The 17,543-nt window shown below is 59.6% G+C and carries 8 protein-coding genes; 3 read left to right on the top strand and 5 right to left on the bottom strand.

From position 1 onward, the window contains the following. The first annotated feature begins 117 nt into the window (after positions 1–117). The gene (gene yaaA, locus GS646_RS16295) at positions 118–888 is read left to right on the top strand and encodes a peroxide stress protein YaaA (protein ID WP_171648281.1); all 771 of its coding nucleotides are present in this window, start codon (positions 118–120) and stop codon (positions 886–888) included. 84 nt (positions 889–972) lie between these two features. Here yaaA and GS646_RS16300 read toward each other — a convergent pair whose 3' ends face one another. Beyond that, the gene (locus GS646_RS16300) at positions 973–3,231 is read right to left on the bottom strand and encodes a response regulator (protein ID WP_171648279.1); all 2,259 of its coding nucleotides are present in this window, start codon (positions 3,229–3,231) and stop codon (positions 973–975) included. A 116-nt stretch (positions 3,232–3,347) separates the two neighbouring features. On the opposite strand from GS646_RS16300, the gene GS646_RS16305 reads away from it, so the two are divergent. Together GS646_RS16305 and pbpC are read left to right on the top strand one after the other, a co-directional pair. Then, positions 3,348–8,774 (top strand): alpha-2-macroglobulin family protein, encoded by a 5,427-nt coding sequence (locus GS646_RS16305; protein WP_171648277.1) that lies wholly within the window; start codon positions 3,348–3,350, stop codon positions 8,772–8,774. A gap of 36 nt (positions 8,775–8,810) precedes the next feature. Further along, positions 8,811–10,847 (top strand): penicillin-binding protein 1C, encoded by a 2,037-nt coding sequence (gene pbpC / locus GS646_RS16310; RefSeq protein WP_171648275.1) that lies wholly within the window; start codon positions 8,811–8,813, stop codon positions 10,845–10,847. Here the strand turns inward: pbpC and GS646_RS16315 are convergent. The 4 genes from GS646_RS16315 to GS646_RS16330 are packed head-to-tail and all read right to left on the bottom strand — an operon-like array spanning position 10,844 to position 17,521. After that, a complete protein-coding gene (locus tag GS646_RS16315; protein WP_171093093.1) occupies positions 10,844–12,886 on the bottom strand; it encodes a hypothetical protein in 2,043 nt (680 codons plus the stop codon). The genes pbpC and GS646_RS16315 overlap by 4 nt on opposite strands. Continuing rightward, positions 12,883–15,645, bottom strand: coding sequence for a DUF4159 domain-containing protein (locus tag GS646_RS16320; RefSeq protein WP_171184443.1), 2,763 nt, complete (start codon positions 15,643–15,645; stop codon positions 12,883–12,885). The genes GS646_RS16315 and GS646_RS16320 overlap by 4 nt, the downstream gene beginning before the upstream one ends. After that, positions 15,642–16,517, bottom strand: coding sequence for a DUF58 domain-containing protein (locus tag GS646_RS16325; protein WP_171184445.1), 876 nt, complete (start codon positions 16,515–16,517; stop codon positions 15,642–15,644). Before GS646_RS16325 ends, GS646_RS16320 begins: the two co-directional genes overlap by 4 nt. Next, complete coding sequence (locus tag GS646_RS16330; protein WP_171648273.1) at positions 16,514–17,521, bottom strand: MoxR family ATPase; 1,008 nt, start codon at positions 17,519–17,521, stop codon at positions 16,514–16,516. The genes GS646_RS16325 and GS646_RS16330 overlap by 4 nt, the downstream gene beginning before the upstream one ends. Positions 17,522–17,543: the final 22 nt, after the last annotated feature.

Below are 17,543 nucleotides of genomic sequence, written 5' to 3' on the forward strand. Positions count from 1 at the left end.
ATGCTGTCAAAAGACGCTGCCTCTCCCTATGGTCGACCGCGCCTTTCGACAAAAGCACTTTTGGTAAAACGCAAAACGACCTAGATACACCAAATCAGGCAAGGAAAGAGGGCGGATATGCTGGTAGTGATTTCCCCGGCCAAGCGGCTGGATTGGGCAGAGCGGGATGTCGCGGTCACACAGCCCGACTTTCAGGATGACGCGATCCGGCTGTCAAAGACCGCACGGAACCTGACACTTGGCGACCTGAAAAAGCTGATGAGCCTGAGCGACGATCTGGCACGCCTGAACCGCGACCGCTATCGCGCCTTTGTGGACGCGCCCGAGGCCGAGGCTACGCGCCCTGCAGCGCTGGCCTTTGCTGGCGATACTTATCAAGGTTTAGAGGCTGCATCTCTGGATGCGGACGAAATGGCATGGGCCCAGGATCACCTTCGCATCCTCTCGGGACTTTACGGCATGCTGCGACCGCTGGATGCGATTCAGCCTTATCGGCTGGAGATGGGCAGCAAGTTGAAAACCCGGCGCGGCAAGAATCTTTATGACTACTGGGGCGACCAGCTCAGCAAAGCGCTGAATGCACAAGGCACGGAAATTGGCAGCGATGTTCTTATCAACTGCGCCAGCCAGGAATATTTTGGCGCGGTTGCCCCAAATGCGCTGAAACTGCGTGTCGTCACGCCGGTGTTCATGGAAGATAAGAACGGCACCCCGAAAATCGTCAGTTTCTTTGCTAAAAAAGCACGCGGTGCGATGGCGCGTTACATCATCCAGCACCGCCTGACCAACCCCAAGGCTTTGTTGGAGTTCGACACAGGCGGTTATGCCTATCGCGCGGACCTGTCAGAAGAGGACAAACCGGTCTTTGTTAGACCCTATGCGGCCTGAAAACATCTGTAAAACAACAAAGATCATTGATTGCGTGTCAGGAAGGAAGCGAGGGGTCAGCCCCTCGCGCTCCCCGAGGTATATTTAGCCAGATGAAGCAGGATCATGTTTGTTGTCACTACAGCCTCTGCTGGTCTCTTCAGGATTGGTTTCATCAACGCGGGTCACGTCGTCTGGTTGATGTTGCAGGATCATTTGATGGATGAGTGTCTTGTGCAGAGGTTTGGTCAGGTAATGGTCGAGCCCGGCAGATAGGATCCCCTCATCGTCCCCTGCCATCGCGTGAGCGGTCAAGGCAACAATGGGGACGTGTCGGCCGGTTTCGACCTCGAGCTTTCGGATTTCCGTGGTGGCCTGTTTCCCGTCCATTTTTGGCATAGAGATATCCATGAATATCAGATCGGGTTCGAACTCCTGATAGATCTCAACCGCTTCGAGGCCATGCGATGCAAAGCGCAGGTCGATATTCAAATCCTTTACCATCTTTTTCAGGATCAGTTGATTGGTACGGTTGTCTTCCGCCGCGAGAATTTTCATGTGACGGGTATTGGTTTCTTTGGTTTTGTCCTTATTAGACTCATAAATTTTCGGTTTGGCCAAGCAATCAGCCGTAGAAGACGCTTTGAGAGCCATCAGCCTGCCATAGAGTTCAGACCGGGGGATTGGTTTCTGCAAAACGCCGCTCACCAGGTCGCGCGCCGGATGGGCGTGTATCAAAGCGGGATTTGCGGACATCACGATCACAGGCAGATCCCCCCAGCCCCGGTCTTTGAGCGAGGTTGCAAGGTCCAACCCGTCCATGTCCGGCAGGTCGTGATCGCACAAGACCAGCTCAACCCGATCAGTTATTTTGGCCAGCGCTTCCCCCCCCGAAGTACAAACGGTGACTTCAGCACCCAGGCGGCCAAGCTGCTTCGCAAGGATGGCCCGGTTTACGGCCAGATCTTCGACCACCATGACGTGTTTCACACAATCTTTCAGATCTGGAGGTTCGGGTTGCGGACCTTCGGCGGTGGGCAGCGATATGCGAAACCCAAAACAGGACCCCTGCCCCATCTCACTTTCGACCCAGACCGCGCCGCCCATCATGGAAATCAGGCGTTTGGTGATGGCCAACCCCAGCCCCGTACCTTCGAACTGGCGGTTGCGTTCGTCTTCAACTTGATTGAACTCGCCAAAGATATGGCCGATTTTTTCAGGCTCGATTCCGATGCCTGTGTCTTCGATGGCTACATGAATATCGCAGGTTTGTGCATCTGGATGAGGCACACCAGTAACACGGATCAAAACGTGCCCTTCGGACGTGAACTTGACCGCATTGCCAACCAAGTTGGTTAAAACCTGCCGAATCCGGCCCGGATCACCGACGAACAGAGTGGGCAGGAACAAATCATAATCTACCAGCAATGTCAGACCCTTGTCGCGTACGCTGGGCTGCAACAGCATCGCAACCTCTAGAATACAGCGCTCTAGGTCGAAGTGCTCTGGGTGCAGGACAAGTTTGTCAGCTTCGATTTTCGAATAATCCAGAACGTCATTGATAATCACAAGCAGGGCTTCACCTGAGTTTCTGATCGTATTGACGTACAAGCGCTGTTCTTCATTCAAAGGGGTTTCGTCCAGCAACTCGCTCATCCCGACGATGCCGTTCATCGGAGTGCGGATTTCGTGGCTCATGTTAGCCAAGAACGCGGATTTGGCGCGGTTGGCCGCCTCCGCCCGTTCACGCGCTGCTGTCAGTTCGGTCTCATGTCGCACCGAAGCCGTGATGTTAAGCGCAAGGCTGACAACGTCGCCGCCGCTTCCCCGTTGGTCGATCAGACGAATGTATTGCCCATTCCACAGTTGCAACACGATCGGTGGCGGATTGGCACGCTTCCAACGCATTTGCATCTTGGCGCGCCACGCGTCAGCGGTTTCATCCCCAATGTCAACAATGCCTTCGGTTGTCAGCAATTCAAGAATTCGAGGATAAGTTATCCCGGGCACCACCTCATCCAAACCATCGAAAACACCTAGATAAGCGGTGTTGGCCCCGATCAGGCGACCATCGCAGTCAAAAAAAGCAAAACCGTCCTGGATGGTCTGAATTGAGTGCCACAGACGACGTTCTGCCACCTCGATCTTGGCATGAGCTACGGTCAGATCGGATTTGACCTTTTCATTCTCATCCCGGACGGTTTCGACCTCGGCCTGTGTTTCACCGATACGTTTGGTCAAAGCCATGGCATGCTGGCCGAGTTTCCGGTTGGCCGCCGAAAGCTCGGCCTGTTTCAGCGATAACATACGCTCGGCGGCCAGCCGCGCGCGCCGCTCCTGTGCCAATTTTTGTGCAAGACTCATTGTGATCTTTTCCGGGATGTACAGATTTCAGCATCGCGGCAGAGAATGAAAAACTGTTTAAGCCGTTGCGCAACCGGCGCGCGCCATGCAAGGCTGAGCACAAAGAGGAGGGCAGCATGCACCGCTTTGTTTTTATTTCAATAACTTATATCTTTTCACTCTTGATCCTGCCCGTCACCGCTCTGGCGCAGAACGCCGTGCCTGACTTCCGCTATATCACCACGCGGGATACCGATTTTTATGGGTCAGATCTGGATGCGCTGTTTGACACAGATCTGAAATCATGCATTCGGGCTTGCTCGGCCAATGATCGCTGCACAGCTTTCACCTATAACACGCGATCCAATGCCTGCTTTCCCAAGGACGGGGTGACCCAGCAAGAGGCGTATCAGGGTGCGCTTTCCGCGCAAAAGGTAACGACTTCGGAACAGGCTCTGATATTGGGCAAAACCCGTGCGGCGGCGTTGAGCGTGCTGGGTTCTGCTGATTTGAATCGGGCGACAGATCAGGCGCGCAACCTGGGATTCCTGCATCCTGCCGGCGGTTACGACCTGCAAGCTGTGTTGGACGCAGCGAATAGCGCGGGCAGTGCGACACAAGCGATGCAATGGACCGGTGTTGCCGTGTCTCTCAGCGATGCACCGGATCTTTGGGTGGAATACGCGCGCCTGTTGCTGACCATTAATCCCTCAGGCTGGAACGAGCGGCGCGATCTTCGAAACCGTGCACTGAATGCCGCGATCAATGGTTATTTGCGGTCCGAGGGCACGGGATCACAAATCACGGCCTTGATGACTTTGGCCAACGCTCTGGAAGCCGTGGACCGTGGCCGCGACATGATCCCCGCTCTTCGGCTGGCCGAACAGCTTCAGCCGCGTGAGGACGTACTGGCCGCGCTGGATGATGCAATCGGGAAATACGGGTTTCGAGTGGTCGATACCTCGGTCGAGAGCGACGCGGTCGCGCCCCGGATCTGTGTTGAGTTTTCGGAACCTCTTGTCAAGGCCGGTGTTGACTACGATCCCTATGTGCAGCGCAATGACACCGGCTTGGTTGTTCAGGTCGACGAAAAGCAGCTTTGCGTAGATGGGGTCGCGCATGGCCAGCGCTATCGCCTGACTTTACGCCAAGGTTTGCCTGCCGCTTCGGGTGAGGCATTGAATCGCAACGTTGAACTGACCCACTATGTACGCGACCGCACACCGTCGGTTCGGTTTCCCGGACGCAGCTATGTTCTTCCGAAATCTGCGGATGCGGCTTTGCCGGTCGAAACGGTCAACGTTACTGAGCTGGAGCTGATCCTGCGGCGGGTCAGCGACCGGAACCTGTTGCGCGCGGTGCAACAGGACTTCTTTGGCCGTCCGCTCAGTGAATGGCAGGAAGAGGAATTCTCGGACCAGATTGCCGAGGATATCTGGACCGGCACTGCCGAGGTATCCAATCAGTTGAACCAAACCATGACAGCGCGCCTTCCTATGGCAGAGGCCATCGCTGGTCAGTCTGCAGGCATCTATGCGCTGACAGCCCGTGTTCCCGGGGCTGATCCTTATGACGACCCCGGCGCGACGCAATGGTTTGTGTTGTCCGATCTGGGGATCAGCACCGCACTTGGCACAGATGGGCTTCACGTGACGGTGCGCGGCCTCAGCGATGCGGCACCCCGTCAGGATGTCGAGGTTTCGCTGGTCACTAATGCAAACGCGGTCATCGCAACCGCGCGGACCGATGAAACCGGCTATGCCACCTTCGATCCCGGCCTGATCCGCGGAAAAGGGGCCAGTGCGCCTGCCTTGGTGATGGCCTCTGCCGGGGACAGCGATTTCAGCTTTTTGTCCCTCACCGATCCCGCCTTTGACCTGTCGGATCGCGGCGTTGAAGGGCGCGCGCCTGCGGGGCCGGTTGATGTCTTCCTGACCACGGACCGGGGTGCCTATCGTGCCGGAGAGGTCATCCATGTCACCGCGCTGTCCCGAGATGGTGAGGCACAGGCAATCGTAGGGCTGCCCCTCACAGCGATCCTGTATCGCCCGGACGGGGTTGAATACCGTCGATCTGTCTCGGACGGGGGCGTTGTCGGGGGGCATGTTTTTGCACTGCCTGTGGCCGTAGACGTACCGCGTGGGGCCTGGAAGCTTGAGATCAAATCTGACCCCAAAGGCGAGGCACTGGCGCGTCAGACGGTGCTGGTCGAGGACTTTCTGCCTGAACGTATCGATTTCGATCTGTCCCTACCCGACGCGCCCTTGCGGCCCGGCGATAGCCCACCGCTTTCCATAGATGCGCGCTATCTTTTTGGTGCGCCGGGATCTGACCTGAGCATTGACGGACAGGTCATCGCGCGCGCCGCGGATACCGTTCTGGGGTACGAAGGTTACCGCTTTGGCCGCTACGATGCTGAGGCCGTGATCAAAAGCACGTATTTCGGAAACACGCGCACGGATGCGGCGGGACAGGCCACCGTAGCCGTCGAAATTCCAGTGTTAGAGACTGAAGGAAAGCCCATTGAGGCTGAAATCATCGCACGATTGACCGATGGCTCTGGCCGTCCGGTTGAACGTCGCCTGTCTGCTCCGGTCCTGCCACCGCAGCCGGCGATCGGTGTCAAAACTTTGTTCGAAGAGGTTGTTCCCGAAGGTACCGAAGCTGCGTTTCAGATCGTCGCCCTCGCTCCTGATCTAACGCCCAGCCCTATGCGCCTGCGCTGGACTCTGAACCGGGTCGAGACGCGGTATCAGTGGTATCAGCTGTACGGCAACTGGAATTGGGAACCGACAACCCGCCGCACGCGCATTGCCACCGGCGAAGTGGACATCTCTACCGATCCTTTGACTCTGGCGCAGCCCGTGGATTGGGGCCGTTATGAACTGGTCGTCCAGCGCGTCGACGGCACATATGCCGAAACCGCCGTCGATTTCTATGCAGGCTGGTATCAGGCCGCGGATGCGTCAACTACACCGGACCGGCTTGAGATGTCGCTGGACCGTGACAGCTATCGCGCAGGTGATACCGCGCAGTTGCGGATCGTCCCGCGCATGGCGGGCGTTGCCCAGATCGAAATCCTGTCCAACCGGCTGATCCATCGCCAGATGGTGGACGTGCCGGAAGGTGAAACCGTGATCCCGATCCAAGTGACCGAAGATTGGGGTGCGGGGGCGTATGTCACCGCCACGGTCATCCGTCCGATGAACGTCGTAGCAGGTCAAAACCCGGCGCGTGCGATGGGTGTAGCACATGCCACCATTGATCCAGCAGATCGCAAACTGGACGTCGCAATTGATGTGCCCGAGGTCACATCGCCACAGCAAACGCAAAAGGCCCGTGTTAGGGTCGAGAACGCCTCGGAGAATGACCCTGTCTGGCTGACACTGGCTGCAGTGGATGTGGGCATTCTGAACCTGACTGGATTCGAAAGCCCGGATCCGCAGGAATATTACTTTGGGCAACGCCGTCTTGGCGTGGATCTGCGCGACGTTTACGGGCGCCTGATCGACGGCATGACCGGAGCGATGGGCACCGTCCGTTCCGGCGGTGACGCCGACAACGGCTTGCGTCGCCAATCCCCACCTCCGACGCAAGACTTGATGGCCGTATTCAGCGGCCCGGTTCAGGTCGGCCCGGACGGAGAGGTTGAGGTGGACGTTCCCCTACCCGCCTTCAATGGCACTGTCCGATTGATGGCGGTTGCGTGGTCACCCAAAGCGGTCGGGCAGGCCGAAGCCGATATGATCGTCCGCGATCCGGTGGTCGTCACCGCCAGCCTGCCGCGCTTCCTTGCCCCCGGAGATCAAAGCCGAATGCGGCTTGAGATCGTTCATGCCGATGGCACACCCGGAGAGATGGCACTTGGTCTGACGGCTTCCGGTGGATTGGAGCTGGGCGCGGCACCGACCAGCTTTGTGTTGGAAAACGGTGGCAAGGCGATCTTTGACATCCCCGTCACAGCCAGCGTTGTTGGCGATCCCGAAATCAGTGTTTCGATCACCACACCGGACGGCCGCGACCTGTCGCAAACCCTGCGCATGCCCGTACGTGCCAACGATCCGGTGATTGCACAGACACGACGTTTCGCGTTGGGGGGCGACGACAGTTTCCTGTTTTCGCAGGACGTATTTGACGGGTTCCAGCCCGGTTCGGCCAAGGCCATCCTATCTGCCGGAGCTTTGGCAAAGTTCGACACGCCCGGTCTGTTGGATCAGTTGAACCGTTACCCCTATGGCTGCACGGAACAGATCACCAGCAAAGCCCTGCCGCTGCTTTATCTGTCATCCGTCGCGCAAGCCTCGGGGCTGGGGGACGGTCCGGTGGTGGATCGGCGCATCACAGAGTCCATTCGCAGCGTCCTGACCCGTCAGGCTGCCAATGGTGCCTTTGGCCTGTGGCGCGCGGACAGCGGAGATTTCTGGTTGGACGCTTACGTGACAGACTTCCTGTCCCGTGCGCGCGCTCAGGGATACCCAGTGCCGGATCGCGCCTTTGCCCAGGCCATGGATAACCTTCGAAACAGGGTCAACTATGCGCCCGACTTCGACGAAGGCGGTCAGGATATTGCCTATACCCTGATGGTTCTGGCACGAGAAGGCGCAGCCTCGATGGGTGATCTGCGTTACTATGCAGATGTCAAAGGGGATGCGTTTGACACCCCATTGGCAGCTGCACAATTGGGCGCAGCGCTGGCATCTTATGGCGATCAGACTCGGGCGGATGCGATGTTCAACCGTGCCGCTCGCATGTTGGAACAGGTCCCCGATGAGCAGGAAAATTACTGGCGCGCGGATTACGGCACACACCTGCGGGATTCGGCGGGTCTGTTGACCCTTGCCGTGGGCGCGGGCAGCGAGGCCGTCAATCGCGACGCACTGATCCAACGTGTCAGCGCCGGTCGCGCCCCATTGTCCACGCAAGAGGCAACGTGGTCGCTTTTGGCCGCCCATGCGCTGGTGTCTGATCCGACTGGATCGGGCTTGACCGTCAACGGCTCTCAGGTGTCTGGTCCGTTTGTGCAGGTTCTGCAGTCTGGTCAGGTGGATGAGGTCAATATCACGGCAAGTGACGGCCAAGCAACGGACATCACCCTGACAGTCACCGGGATTCCTGAGGTTCCGCCGGAGGCGGGTGGCACCGGTTATTCGATCGAACGGCAATATTACTCGATGGATGGCGATCCGATTGACGCCAACAGCTTTGAAACCGGTGAAAGGTTTGTCACGGTTCTGACAGTGACCCCGTTCGAAAGTGGCGGGGCGCGGCTGATGGTCGATGATCCACTTGCCGCAGGGATCGAAATCGACAACCCCAGCCTGTTGCGTTCAGGCGATGTGCGTTCGCTTGACTGGTTGGATCTGTCCGATGCCACCCATACCGAGTTCCGCTCGGACCGTTTCCTCGCCGCTGTTGATCTGTCCGGGCGAGAAACAGTGACGCTGGCCTACGTCGCGCGCGCTGTTACGCCGGGTGTCTTCCATCATCCTGCAGCCTCGGTCGAGGATATGTACCGCCCGCAAAACCGCGCGCATACAGCGACTGGCCGGATCGAGGTTCAGTGATTTGCACCGCGCTATATCACTGCCCGGGTGGCTGTCATGCATAGGCCGTCGAGGCTTCTGCTGGCTCTGGCCGGTGCCCTCTATCTGACGGCACTGGCACGGGACGGTCTGCACCGCTGGGTCGATGCCACAGTTCTTCCCCCTGTTCTGACCGAAACATCAGTCGAGATGCAGGACCGGAATGGCGACCTTTTGCGTGCGTTTCCCGTTGAAGATGGGATTTGGAGACTGAATCCCGGTGCGGTCGATCCGAATTTCACCGCAATGCTCGTCCGGTACGAAGACAAACGGTTCTGGACACATGCCGGAGTGGACCCGGTTGCGATGCTTCGCGCTGTGGGGCAAAGCCTTTGGAATGGACGCACGGTGTCCGGTGGGTCAACCTTGACCATGCAGGTCGCGCGGCTGATCGAAGATGGCTCAACCGGGCGCTGGAGCGGTAAAATTCGTCAAATTAGAGTCGCATTGGCCCTGGAGCAGCAGTTAAGCAAATGGCAAATCCTGACCCTCTATCTGACCCACGCACCCTATGGGGGCAATCTGGAAGGTATCCGAGCCGGTACCCGTGCATGGTTTGGAAAAGACGCAACTCGGTTGACCGCAGCACAGGCGGCCCTGTTAATCGCATTGCCGCAATCCCCGGAAGCTCGGCGCCCGGATCGTCAGCCAGAGACAGCCCGAGTAGCCCGTGACCGGGTTCTGCGCAGGCTCGAGCGATATGGCACCCTGACTGCGGCTGAAACCAGCGCGGCCATAGCAGAAACCATTCCAGACCACATGCGAACCTTCCCGCGTCTGGCGCCGCACCTGACCGACCGCGTGAAACGTCTGACCCCGGCAACCGGCGCGGTCGATTTGACGTTGAACGCCCGGTTGCAGGCCCGGTTGGAGGGTTTGGTGGCCCAAGCCGCTATCCGTGCCGGGCCGCGCGTATCCGGGGCCTTGATCGTCGCGGATCACCGCAGTGGTGAGGTTTTGGCCTCGGTCGGGTCCGCCGGGTATCAGGATGCCCGTCAGGGCTTTGTGGATATGACCCAAGCGCTGCGGTCGCCTGGATCAACTTTGAAACCACTGGTCTATGGGCTGGCCTTCGATCAGGGACTGGCCCACCCCGAGACCCTGATCAGCGACAGCCCCGTAATGTTCGGTCGATACGCCCCGCGCAATTTTGATGGCGCATTCCGGGGCGATGTAAGGGTTCGGGACGCTCTGCAATTATCACTGAACATTCCTGTTGTGCGTCTGACAAACGCGTTGGGACCTGCGCGCGTGATGACGGCGCTGCGCTTGGCTGGATCAGAACCACGTCTGAACGGCGGCACGCCCGGATTGGCGATCTCATTGGGCGGTGTGGGGTTGAGCCTGCGCGATCTGGTACAGATTTACGCCACTCTTGCAGCCGGTGGGCAAGGCCCGATCCTGCATCATGACGCTCTGGCGGATACGCGGCAAACTCCGCGCGTTCTGTCAGAAACCTCTGCCTGGCAGGTTGCCGACATTCTGGCCGGGCTTTCACCCCCAGCAGGCGGTGCGACAGGGGCGCTGGCCTATAAAACCGGCACATCTTATGGCCACCGCGATGCCTGGGCCATCGGCTTTGACGGGCAGCATGTCATTGGGGTCTGGCTGGGTCGTGCGGACGGAACGCCAGTTCCCGGCGCGTTCGGAGGCGATCTCGCCGCACCGCTTCTGGCCGAAGCCTTCAGCCTGCTGAAACCCGCGCTTTCCCCGCTGCGTCCGCCGCCGCCCTCGACCTTGCTGGTCGGCGCTGCGCAATTGCCCCAACCCTTGCAACGTTTCCGCCCCCGCACGGCGGCTTTTGAAAATGATCCTTCGGCGCCGGACCTGCTGTTCCCGCCTGAAAACGCCGTGTTAGAGACATTTGGAGCACCCCTAACGGTCAAACTGCGCGGGGGTGTCGCGCCATTTTCAGTGCTGGCGGATGGTGTGCCCGTGCTGACTGGACAGCGGCAGCGAGAGTTCGATATCCCCAACCCGGGGGCCGGTTTCACCTTGCTTGTTGTGGTGGATGCGCAGGGCCAATCGGACCGGGCAGCAATCAGGATTGATTAGCGCCGCCCTTCGCGCAGCCAACCGCCCAACAGGAACCCTCCTGCCAGTAGCAGAACCAGCCAGGGCGGCAACAGACCCGCCTGCGTAACATCCCGTGTTTCATACGCATTTCGTGGGGTCAGACCGATCCAACCCCGGCCAGCCGCAGGACGCCCTGCGCGCACGTCGCGGATGGATGGCAAACCGTCTTCCAAACGGATCACGCCACCCCGCATATTGGCCAAGATCGGTTCCAGAACATCGCCGGTTGCGATGGTACGCTCAAACTCCTTCGGTGCAGCAGGGCCAAGGCCAATCACGGCCATATGGTCGCCTTCCTGCAACCGGTACAGTCCGATCTCTGGCCCATAGTATTGTGCTTCGAACCGACCGGGAGAAACTTCTTCCAAGGTGATTTCCAAAGTCTCGCCATTCGGGCGCGTCACCGTCACTGGCCCAACCTCATCTTCAAGCGTCTGGCGAATGATGCGCATCGATTGCCCGTTGGCCTCGGCCCACAGCGCCTCTTCTTCCAATTCGGGTTCCTTCATCATCCAATGGGCCAGCCTGCGCAGCAGTTCCAACTGCGGGCCACCACCTTCAAAACCGCGGCTCCACAGCCAAGCGTGGTCGGAGGCCAGCATCGCAACGCGCCCCTCGCCAACGCGATCCAGAACCAGCAGCGGGCGTTCTTCAATACCTGTCATCAAAACCTCGCCCGAGCGGTGATTCACGTCAATCTGACGCAACCACGCCCCCCAATCCTCGGAATCGCCCAGATTGGTTGTCACCGGATGACGTTGCCCCAAGTCGCTGACCATTGGCACATACCGTTCTTCGAACACTCGTGCCGAAGGCTGCGCCGGCAAGATCGGCGCCAGAGGAGATCGGAAGATACTATCGGCACTGGCGAAATCGGGACCTGCCGCAATTAGAACCGCGCCCCCGTCATTGATGTAACTGGTAACGTTGTCCAGATAGATCGCTGGCAGGATGCCGCGCCGCTTGTAACGGTCAAAGATTATCAGATCGAAATCGTTGATCTTTTCCAGAAACAGCTCACGCGTGGGAAAGGCGATAAGGGACAGCTCATCAACAGGCACACCATCCTGTTTCTCAGGTGGGCGCAGAATTGTGAAATGTACCAAATCGACCGAGCTGTCGGATTTCAACAGGTTGCGCCATGTGCGTCCACCGGGATGCGGCTCCCCCGAGACCAGTAGAACGCGCAGACGATCCCGAACGCCATTCATCTGGATCAGGGCAGTGTTGTTTCGGTCGGTCAATTCACCGTCGGCCTGCGGCACAGAAAATTGGATCACGTTGCGCCCGCCATGGGGCAGCGTGATGGGCAGTTCTACATCACGACCAATGGGAACACTGAACTGCTCGGGTGCGCCGCCATCGACCGAAATCTCTAGTGGCGCAGTCGCCGCGCCCGCAGGTGCAGCACCACTGTCTTCCACCCGAAGGGTCAATGTGACCGGCTCGCCAATAATGGCAAACGCCGGCGCATTGCGGACGATAAGCCTACGATCCCAGTCACTTTCACGCCCGGTTTGCAGAAGGTGCATCGGTGCGGGCAGGTCCGGGGCCTGATCGACATCGTGCACAATCCCGTCTGACACCACCAGGATACCAGCGATCCGGGCACGGGGTTCTTCGGCCAAAGCCTCATTCAGGGCGGCCATAACCTGCGTGCCTTCATCCCCGTCCCCGTCGCCAACCTGAATGCGGCGCAGTTCCGTGTTGTTGCGCCCCTCAATCTCGGCAGCGAGTTCCTCGGCAGCCTGTGCGGTTTGTTCCGCCCTGTCCGAAAGCGACTGGCTGGCGCTTTCATCCTCGACCATCAGGACAATATCTGTCAGCGGTGCGCGATCTTCGATCTGATAAACCGGACCGGACAGAGCCGCCAGAACCACCAGAGCCGCCAACCCACGTAGCGCCCAGCCCGACAGGCCACGCCACAGGGCCAACACAACCCCAGCCACGGCAATCGCACCCACAGCGGCCAGAATAGGCCACGGGATCAGTGGGTCGAATATGACGGTTCCGGTCATTGTCCTAGCCTGTCCAGAAGGGCGGGCACGTGGACCTGATCGGATTTGTAATTCCCGGTCAGCACGTGCATCACCAGATTGACGCCAAAACGATTGGCCAGTTCTCGCTGCCGTTCTCCGGCGTAACCGCGCCCGACAGGCAGCAGAGCCTGCCCGTTGCGATCCACTGCCCAGGCCCCGGCCCAGTCATTCCCACCGATGACGACCGGGGTCACGTTGTCATTGAGGTTGCGGAACGGCATCCCTTCGATCTGTTCCGCATCCAGTGGCGCAGCTTCCACCCAGACTTCTGTGCCAGAGTAACGGCCCGGGAAATCCTGCAACAGATAGAACGTTCTGGTCAGAACGTGATCACGTGGAATCGGCTCTAATGCAGGGATATTCAGCGGTGCAGCCAGTTGCTGCAGCTTGCGGCCATTCGGGCTGGACGCGCCGAAACCAGCGATGTCCGCATCACGCGTGTCAAACAGGATCATCCCACCCGAGCGCAGATAGGCGTTCAGTTTCGCATAAGCTTCAGCAGAAGGTTGAGGCTGGCTTGGGGAAATCGGCCAGTACAGCAGCGGAAAGAATGCCAGCTCATCGCGTTCCAGATCGACGCCGATTGGTTCAGCGGGTTCCACCGAAGTGCGATAGAACAAGGTTTGTGCCAATCCCCGCAACCCTGCCTGCGCAATATCGTCCACCTGTGCGTCGCCGGTCAGCACATGTGCCAGAACCAGTTCATGCGTCGCCGCCAAGGCGAATTCGGTGTCTTCCGGCGTCTGCGCCTGAACCTCGGGCACCAGCAGAAACGCCGCCAGAACCCCGGCAGCAGCACGAGCCAAACCCAACCGGCCGGACAGAGCCAAAGAGGCGATCACGTCGATTGTAAGCAAGATCAGGGCAAGGCTAAGCAGCAGACCTGACAGCGGCGTTTCGGTGCTGGCCTCTTGCCCTTTGATCGGCACATTGGCTGGCCAGACCACCGGACGCAGTTCGCTATCCTCGGAAACAACATTCAGCGCCAGCTTCTGCTTGCCGCTTTCATACAGGCCCGGACGTAGATCCGGCCCGATCTGCCCTGAAATCAACTGCACCCCGTCCACACCAACCAGCGTGCCCGCGTCAGACAATGTGCCAAAACCGTCCATGATCTGCACCGGCTCCCACGTGGTGCCCTGCAACTGCGCCTCTTGCCGGGATTTCGCAGCCGAGGCCACGGCCAGACGATCCAGCATTTCGACAAACAGGCCCGACAGCGGCAGACTGGACCATTCTGCATCTGCGGTCACGTGGAACAGCACCACCTGCCCCAATCCCAACGCCTTGCGCGTTACCAATGGCGTTCCGTCGGACAAAGACGCAATCACGCGATCCGCCAGATTAGGGTCTGGTTGAGCCATGACCTGGGTCGAGACGACCACATCACCCGGGATATCCAATCCGTAGAACGGTGAATTCTCGGGGAACGGGGCCAGGGTCTTGGCCTCACCCCAGCTCATCGCGCCACCAACAGATCGTCCGCCGCTGCGCAGACGTGCGGGCAATAGGGTGTCTTCGGTGTCCCGCCCCAGATCGCTGGCTGCCATGCGCGGACCAGCAAACCGCAGCAGCAGGCCACCCTGTTCGACCCATTCGATCAGACCGGCCTCTTCGGTATCCGACATTTGCGCGACATCCGACAGGACAATCACGTCCGGGTTCGCAGGCAGAACCTCAAGCAGACCACCATCGACAAAATCTGCCGTGGGGATCAGAACCTGTGTCAGGTAATGCAGAGGCGACAACAGCTCCAGCCCTTCACGGTTCAGGGTGCCGGCAATCAGCGCAACCTCACGCCGACGCAAGCTGTCATCTGTCAGGGTCACGGCCCCGGCTGATCTTTGGCCCTGAATTTCAAAGCGCGTGATCCGAGCGCGCAATTCCGACGGCAGTGCCAGTTCGATCTGCGCCGTGGTTTCCCCGGCTTCAAAGGTCAGGTCGACCGAATGCAGCACCCGCGCCGTGCCTGCCGGATCGCGCCCCTGTGCCAGAACCGTCACCCGTTCTTCCGGGCCGGGACCCGCGCGTTGAACCGTCAATTGGATCAGCCCGTCCTGATAGGCTGCCGGCAGGATCGCAATGGGCCTTGATGCCCCCTGATAGACCGTCACATCACCACGCGCCTGAAGGGCAGAAACCAACCCTGCATGTTGGGCATAGTCCAACCTGTCGCTGAACCAATGCGTTTCAAAGCCGCCTTCAACCTCGTCCAGTGCCGCAATGGTTTGCGAAAGCTGATCTGCGGTCGGTTGCCAAGGGTTTGGGGTCAGTCCCGGAAGGCGCCCGCGCCATGCCTCGGCCGCTTGAAAAACGGGTTCTTCCGGCTCTGTCAGGCGCAGAATCGCAACAGTTCGTCCTGCACGTCCGGCTTCGGACAGTTGAGTGTCTATCTGGTCCAGCGTAGCCGACCAGCGCGTTGCACCAGCCCAACTGGCATCCAGCACCAGCAACAGCGGACCGGTGCCGGTCTCATCCCGCGATGGGTTCAGAACCGGTCCGGCCAGACCGATGATAATGGCCGCAGCCGCCAAAATCCGCAGCAGCAACAACCACCATGGGGTACGATCCGAAACACTTTCGTCATCCTTCAGCCCCAACAACAGCGTAACAGCCGGGAACATCCGGCGGATCGGTGCGGGCGGTACAGCGCGCAGAATCAGCCATAGGATCGGCAGGGTCAAAAGCCCCAGCAAAACCCATGGCGCGGTAAAGCCTATGCCCGCAAGAACCGTCATCGCGTGCCCCCATCCAGGGCCCGATAGAGCCACAATAGAGCCGCTTGTGCGCTATCGCCCGTATGGTGCAAGCCCAGTTGCCAGCCGGTTGCACGGCACAACTGCGTCAGGGCATCCTTGCGGCGTGCAAGACGTTCCAAATAGCGGTCCCGCAACTCAGCCGCCTTGAGGGTTTCGTGTCGGACAGATCCTCCGACGCTTTCGAAAATCGTCCGGCCCCGATACGGAAATGTCTCTTCGACTGGATCAAGCACTTGCAACACCACACCGCGCACGCCGCGGTCAGCTGCTTTGGTCAGGGCCAATTCAACCTCATCCAAGGGACCAAGGAAATCCGAGATAAACACGGCGCGGGCATGGGGGATCATGGCACGGTGTTCAGGCGGGGCGTAATCCGTTTGATCATCTTCAGACCAGGCTTGCGCCAAACGGATGATCTGCGCGTTGCCGCGCCGGGGCGGCAGGGTTGTGCCGGTCAGGCCGACACGTTCTCCGCCGCGTACCAGCAAGATCGAGGTTGCCAGCCCCAACAACCGGGCGCGATCCACCTTTGTTAGCAGCGATTTGTCAGACGAAAACCGCATAGACGCACCTTGATCGACCCAAAGCATCACCGATTGCGCGATCTGCCATTCGCGCTCGCGCACAAACTGCTGATCCCCCCGCGCCGAACGGCGGTGGTCGATCATCCTGCGGCTGTCCCCGATTTGCGCGGGGCGGTATTGCCAGAAATCATCGCCCATACCCGAGCGCCGCCGCCCGTGATCGCCCAACAGGACGGTTCCGGCCAAATGCTCGGCCCGCGCCAAAAGGGGCGGCAGCCGGGACGCCTCGGCCTCGGATCTTTCGCGAAGGGTCAGCGCCGCATTCACGCCGCGGCCTCGGTGCGGATCAGACCGGCAGCCGTCGAGTCAATCAGCTCGGCAAGGCTGTCACCGCGCGCCCGCGCCGCAAAGTTCAACGCCATCCGGTGGCTGAGCACCGGGCGCGCCATGTCCAGAACATCCTCGGCATTCGGAGCCAACCGCCCCTGCAACATCGCACGTGCCCGCACCGTCATCATCAGCGCCTGCGCCGCGCGGGGGCCGGGGCCCCAGGCCACGGTTTCCGAAACGCGTTCGGACACGCCTGCTTCCTCAGGGCGGAACGCGCGAACCAGATCAAGGATCAGTTCAACCACCGATTCACCCACTGGCATCCGGCGCAGCAGGACTTGGGCCGCCAACAGGTCTTCTTTGCTGAAAATCTGATGCGCCTCTTCCTCTTCCACACCGGTTGTGGCCAGCAGAATATCGCGCTCGGTCTGCCGATCCGGGTATTCGACGTCGATTTGAACCAGAAAACGGTCCAGCTGCGCCTCGGGCAGCGGATAGGTGCCTTCCTGTTCGATCGGGTTTTGCGTGGCCAATACGTGGAAGGGCGTTCCCAGCGAACGATCTTCACCCGCCACTGTCACCGTGCGTTCCTGCATCGCTTGCAGCAAAGCCGACTGCGTTCGCGGGCTGGCGCGGTTGATTTCGTCAGCCATCAGCAGCTGGCAAAAGATCGGGCCAGAGATAAAACGGAAATGCCGTGAACCGTCATCGGCAGTATCCAGAACCTCGGACCCAAGAATATCTGCGGGCATCAGGTCGGGCGTGAACTGAATGCGGTTGCCGTTCAAGCCCATCACGGTCGAAAGCGTTTCGACCAACCGCGTTTTTCCCAGCCCCGGCAAACCGATCAGCAGGGCATGACCACCGCATAACAGCGCGGTCAGAGTCAGATCCACGACCCTTTCCTGCCCGATGAAGCGGCGGGTGATCGAGGCCTTGGCCTCTTGCAGCTTGTTTTCCAGCGCTTCGATCTCGGCTACGAGGTCGGCAGGTTCGGTCATGACTTTCCCTTCCGTGGACTAA

This window comes from Ruegeria sp. HKCCD4315, assembly GCF_013112245.1.
Lineage (GTDB): Bacteria > Pseudomonadota > Alphaproteobacteria > Rhodobacterales > Rhodobacteraceae > Ruegeria.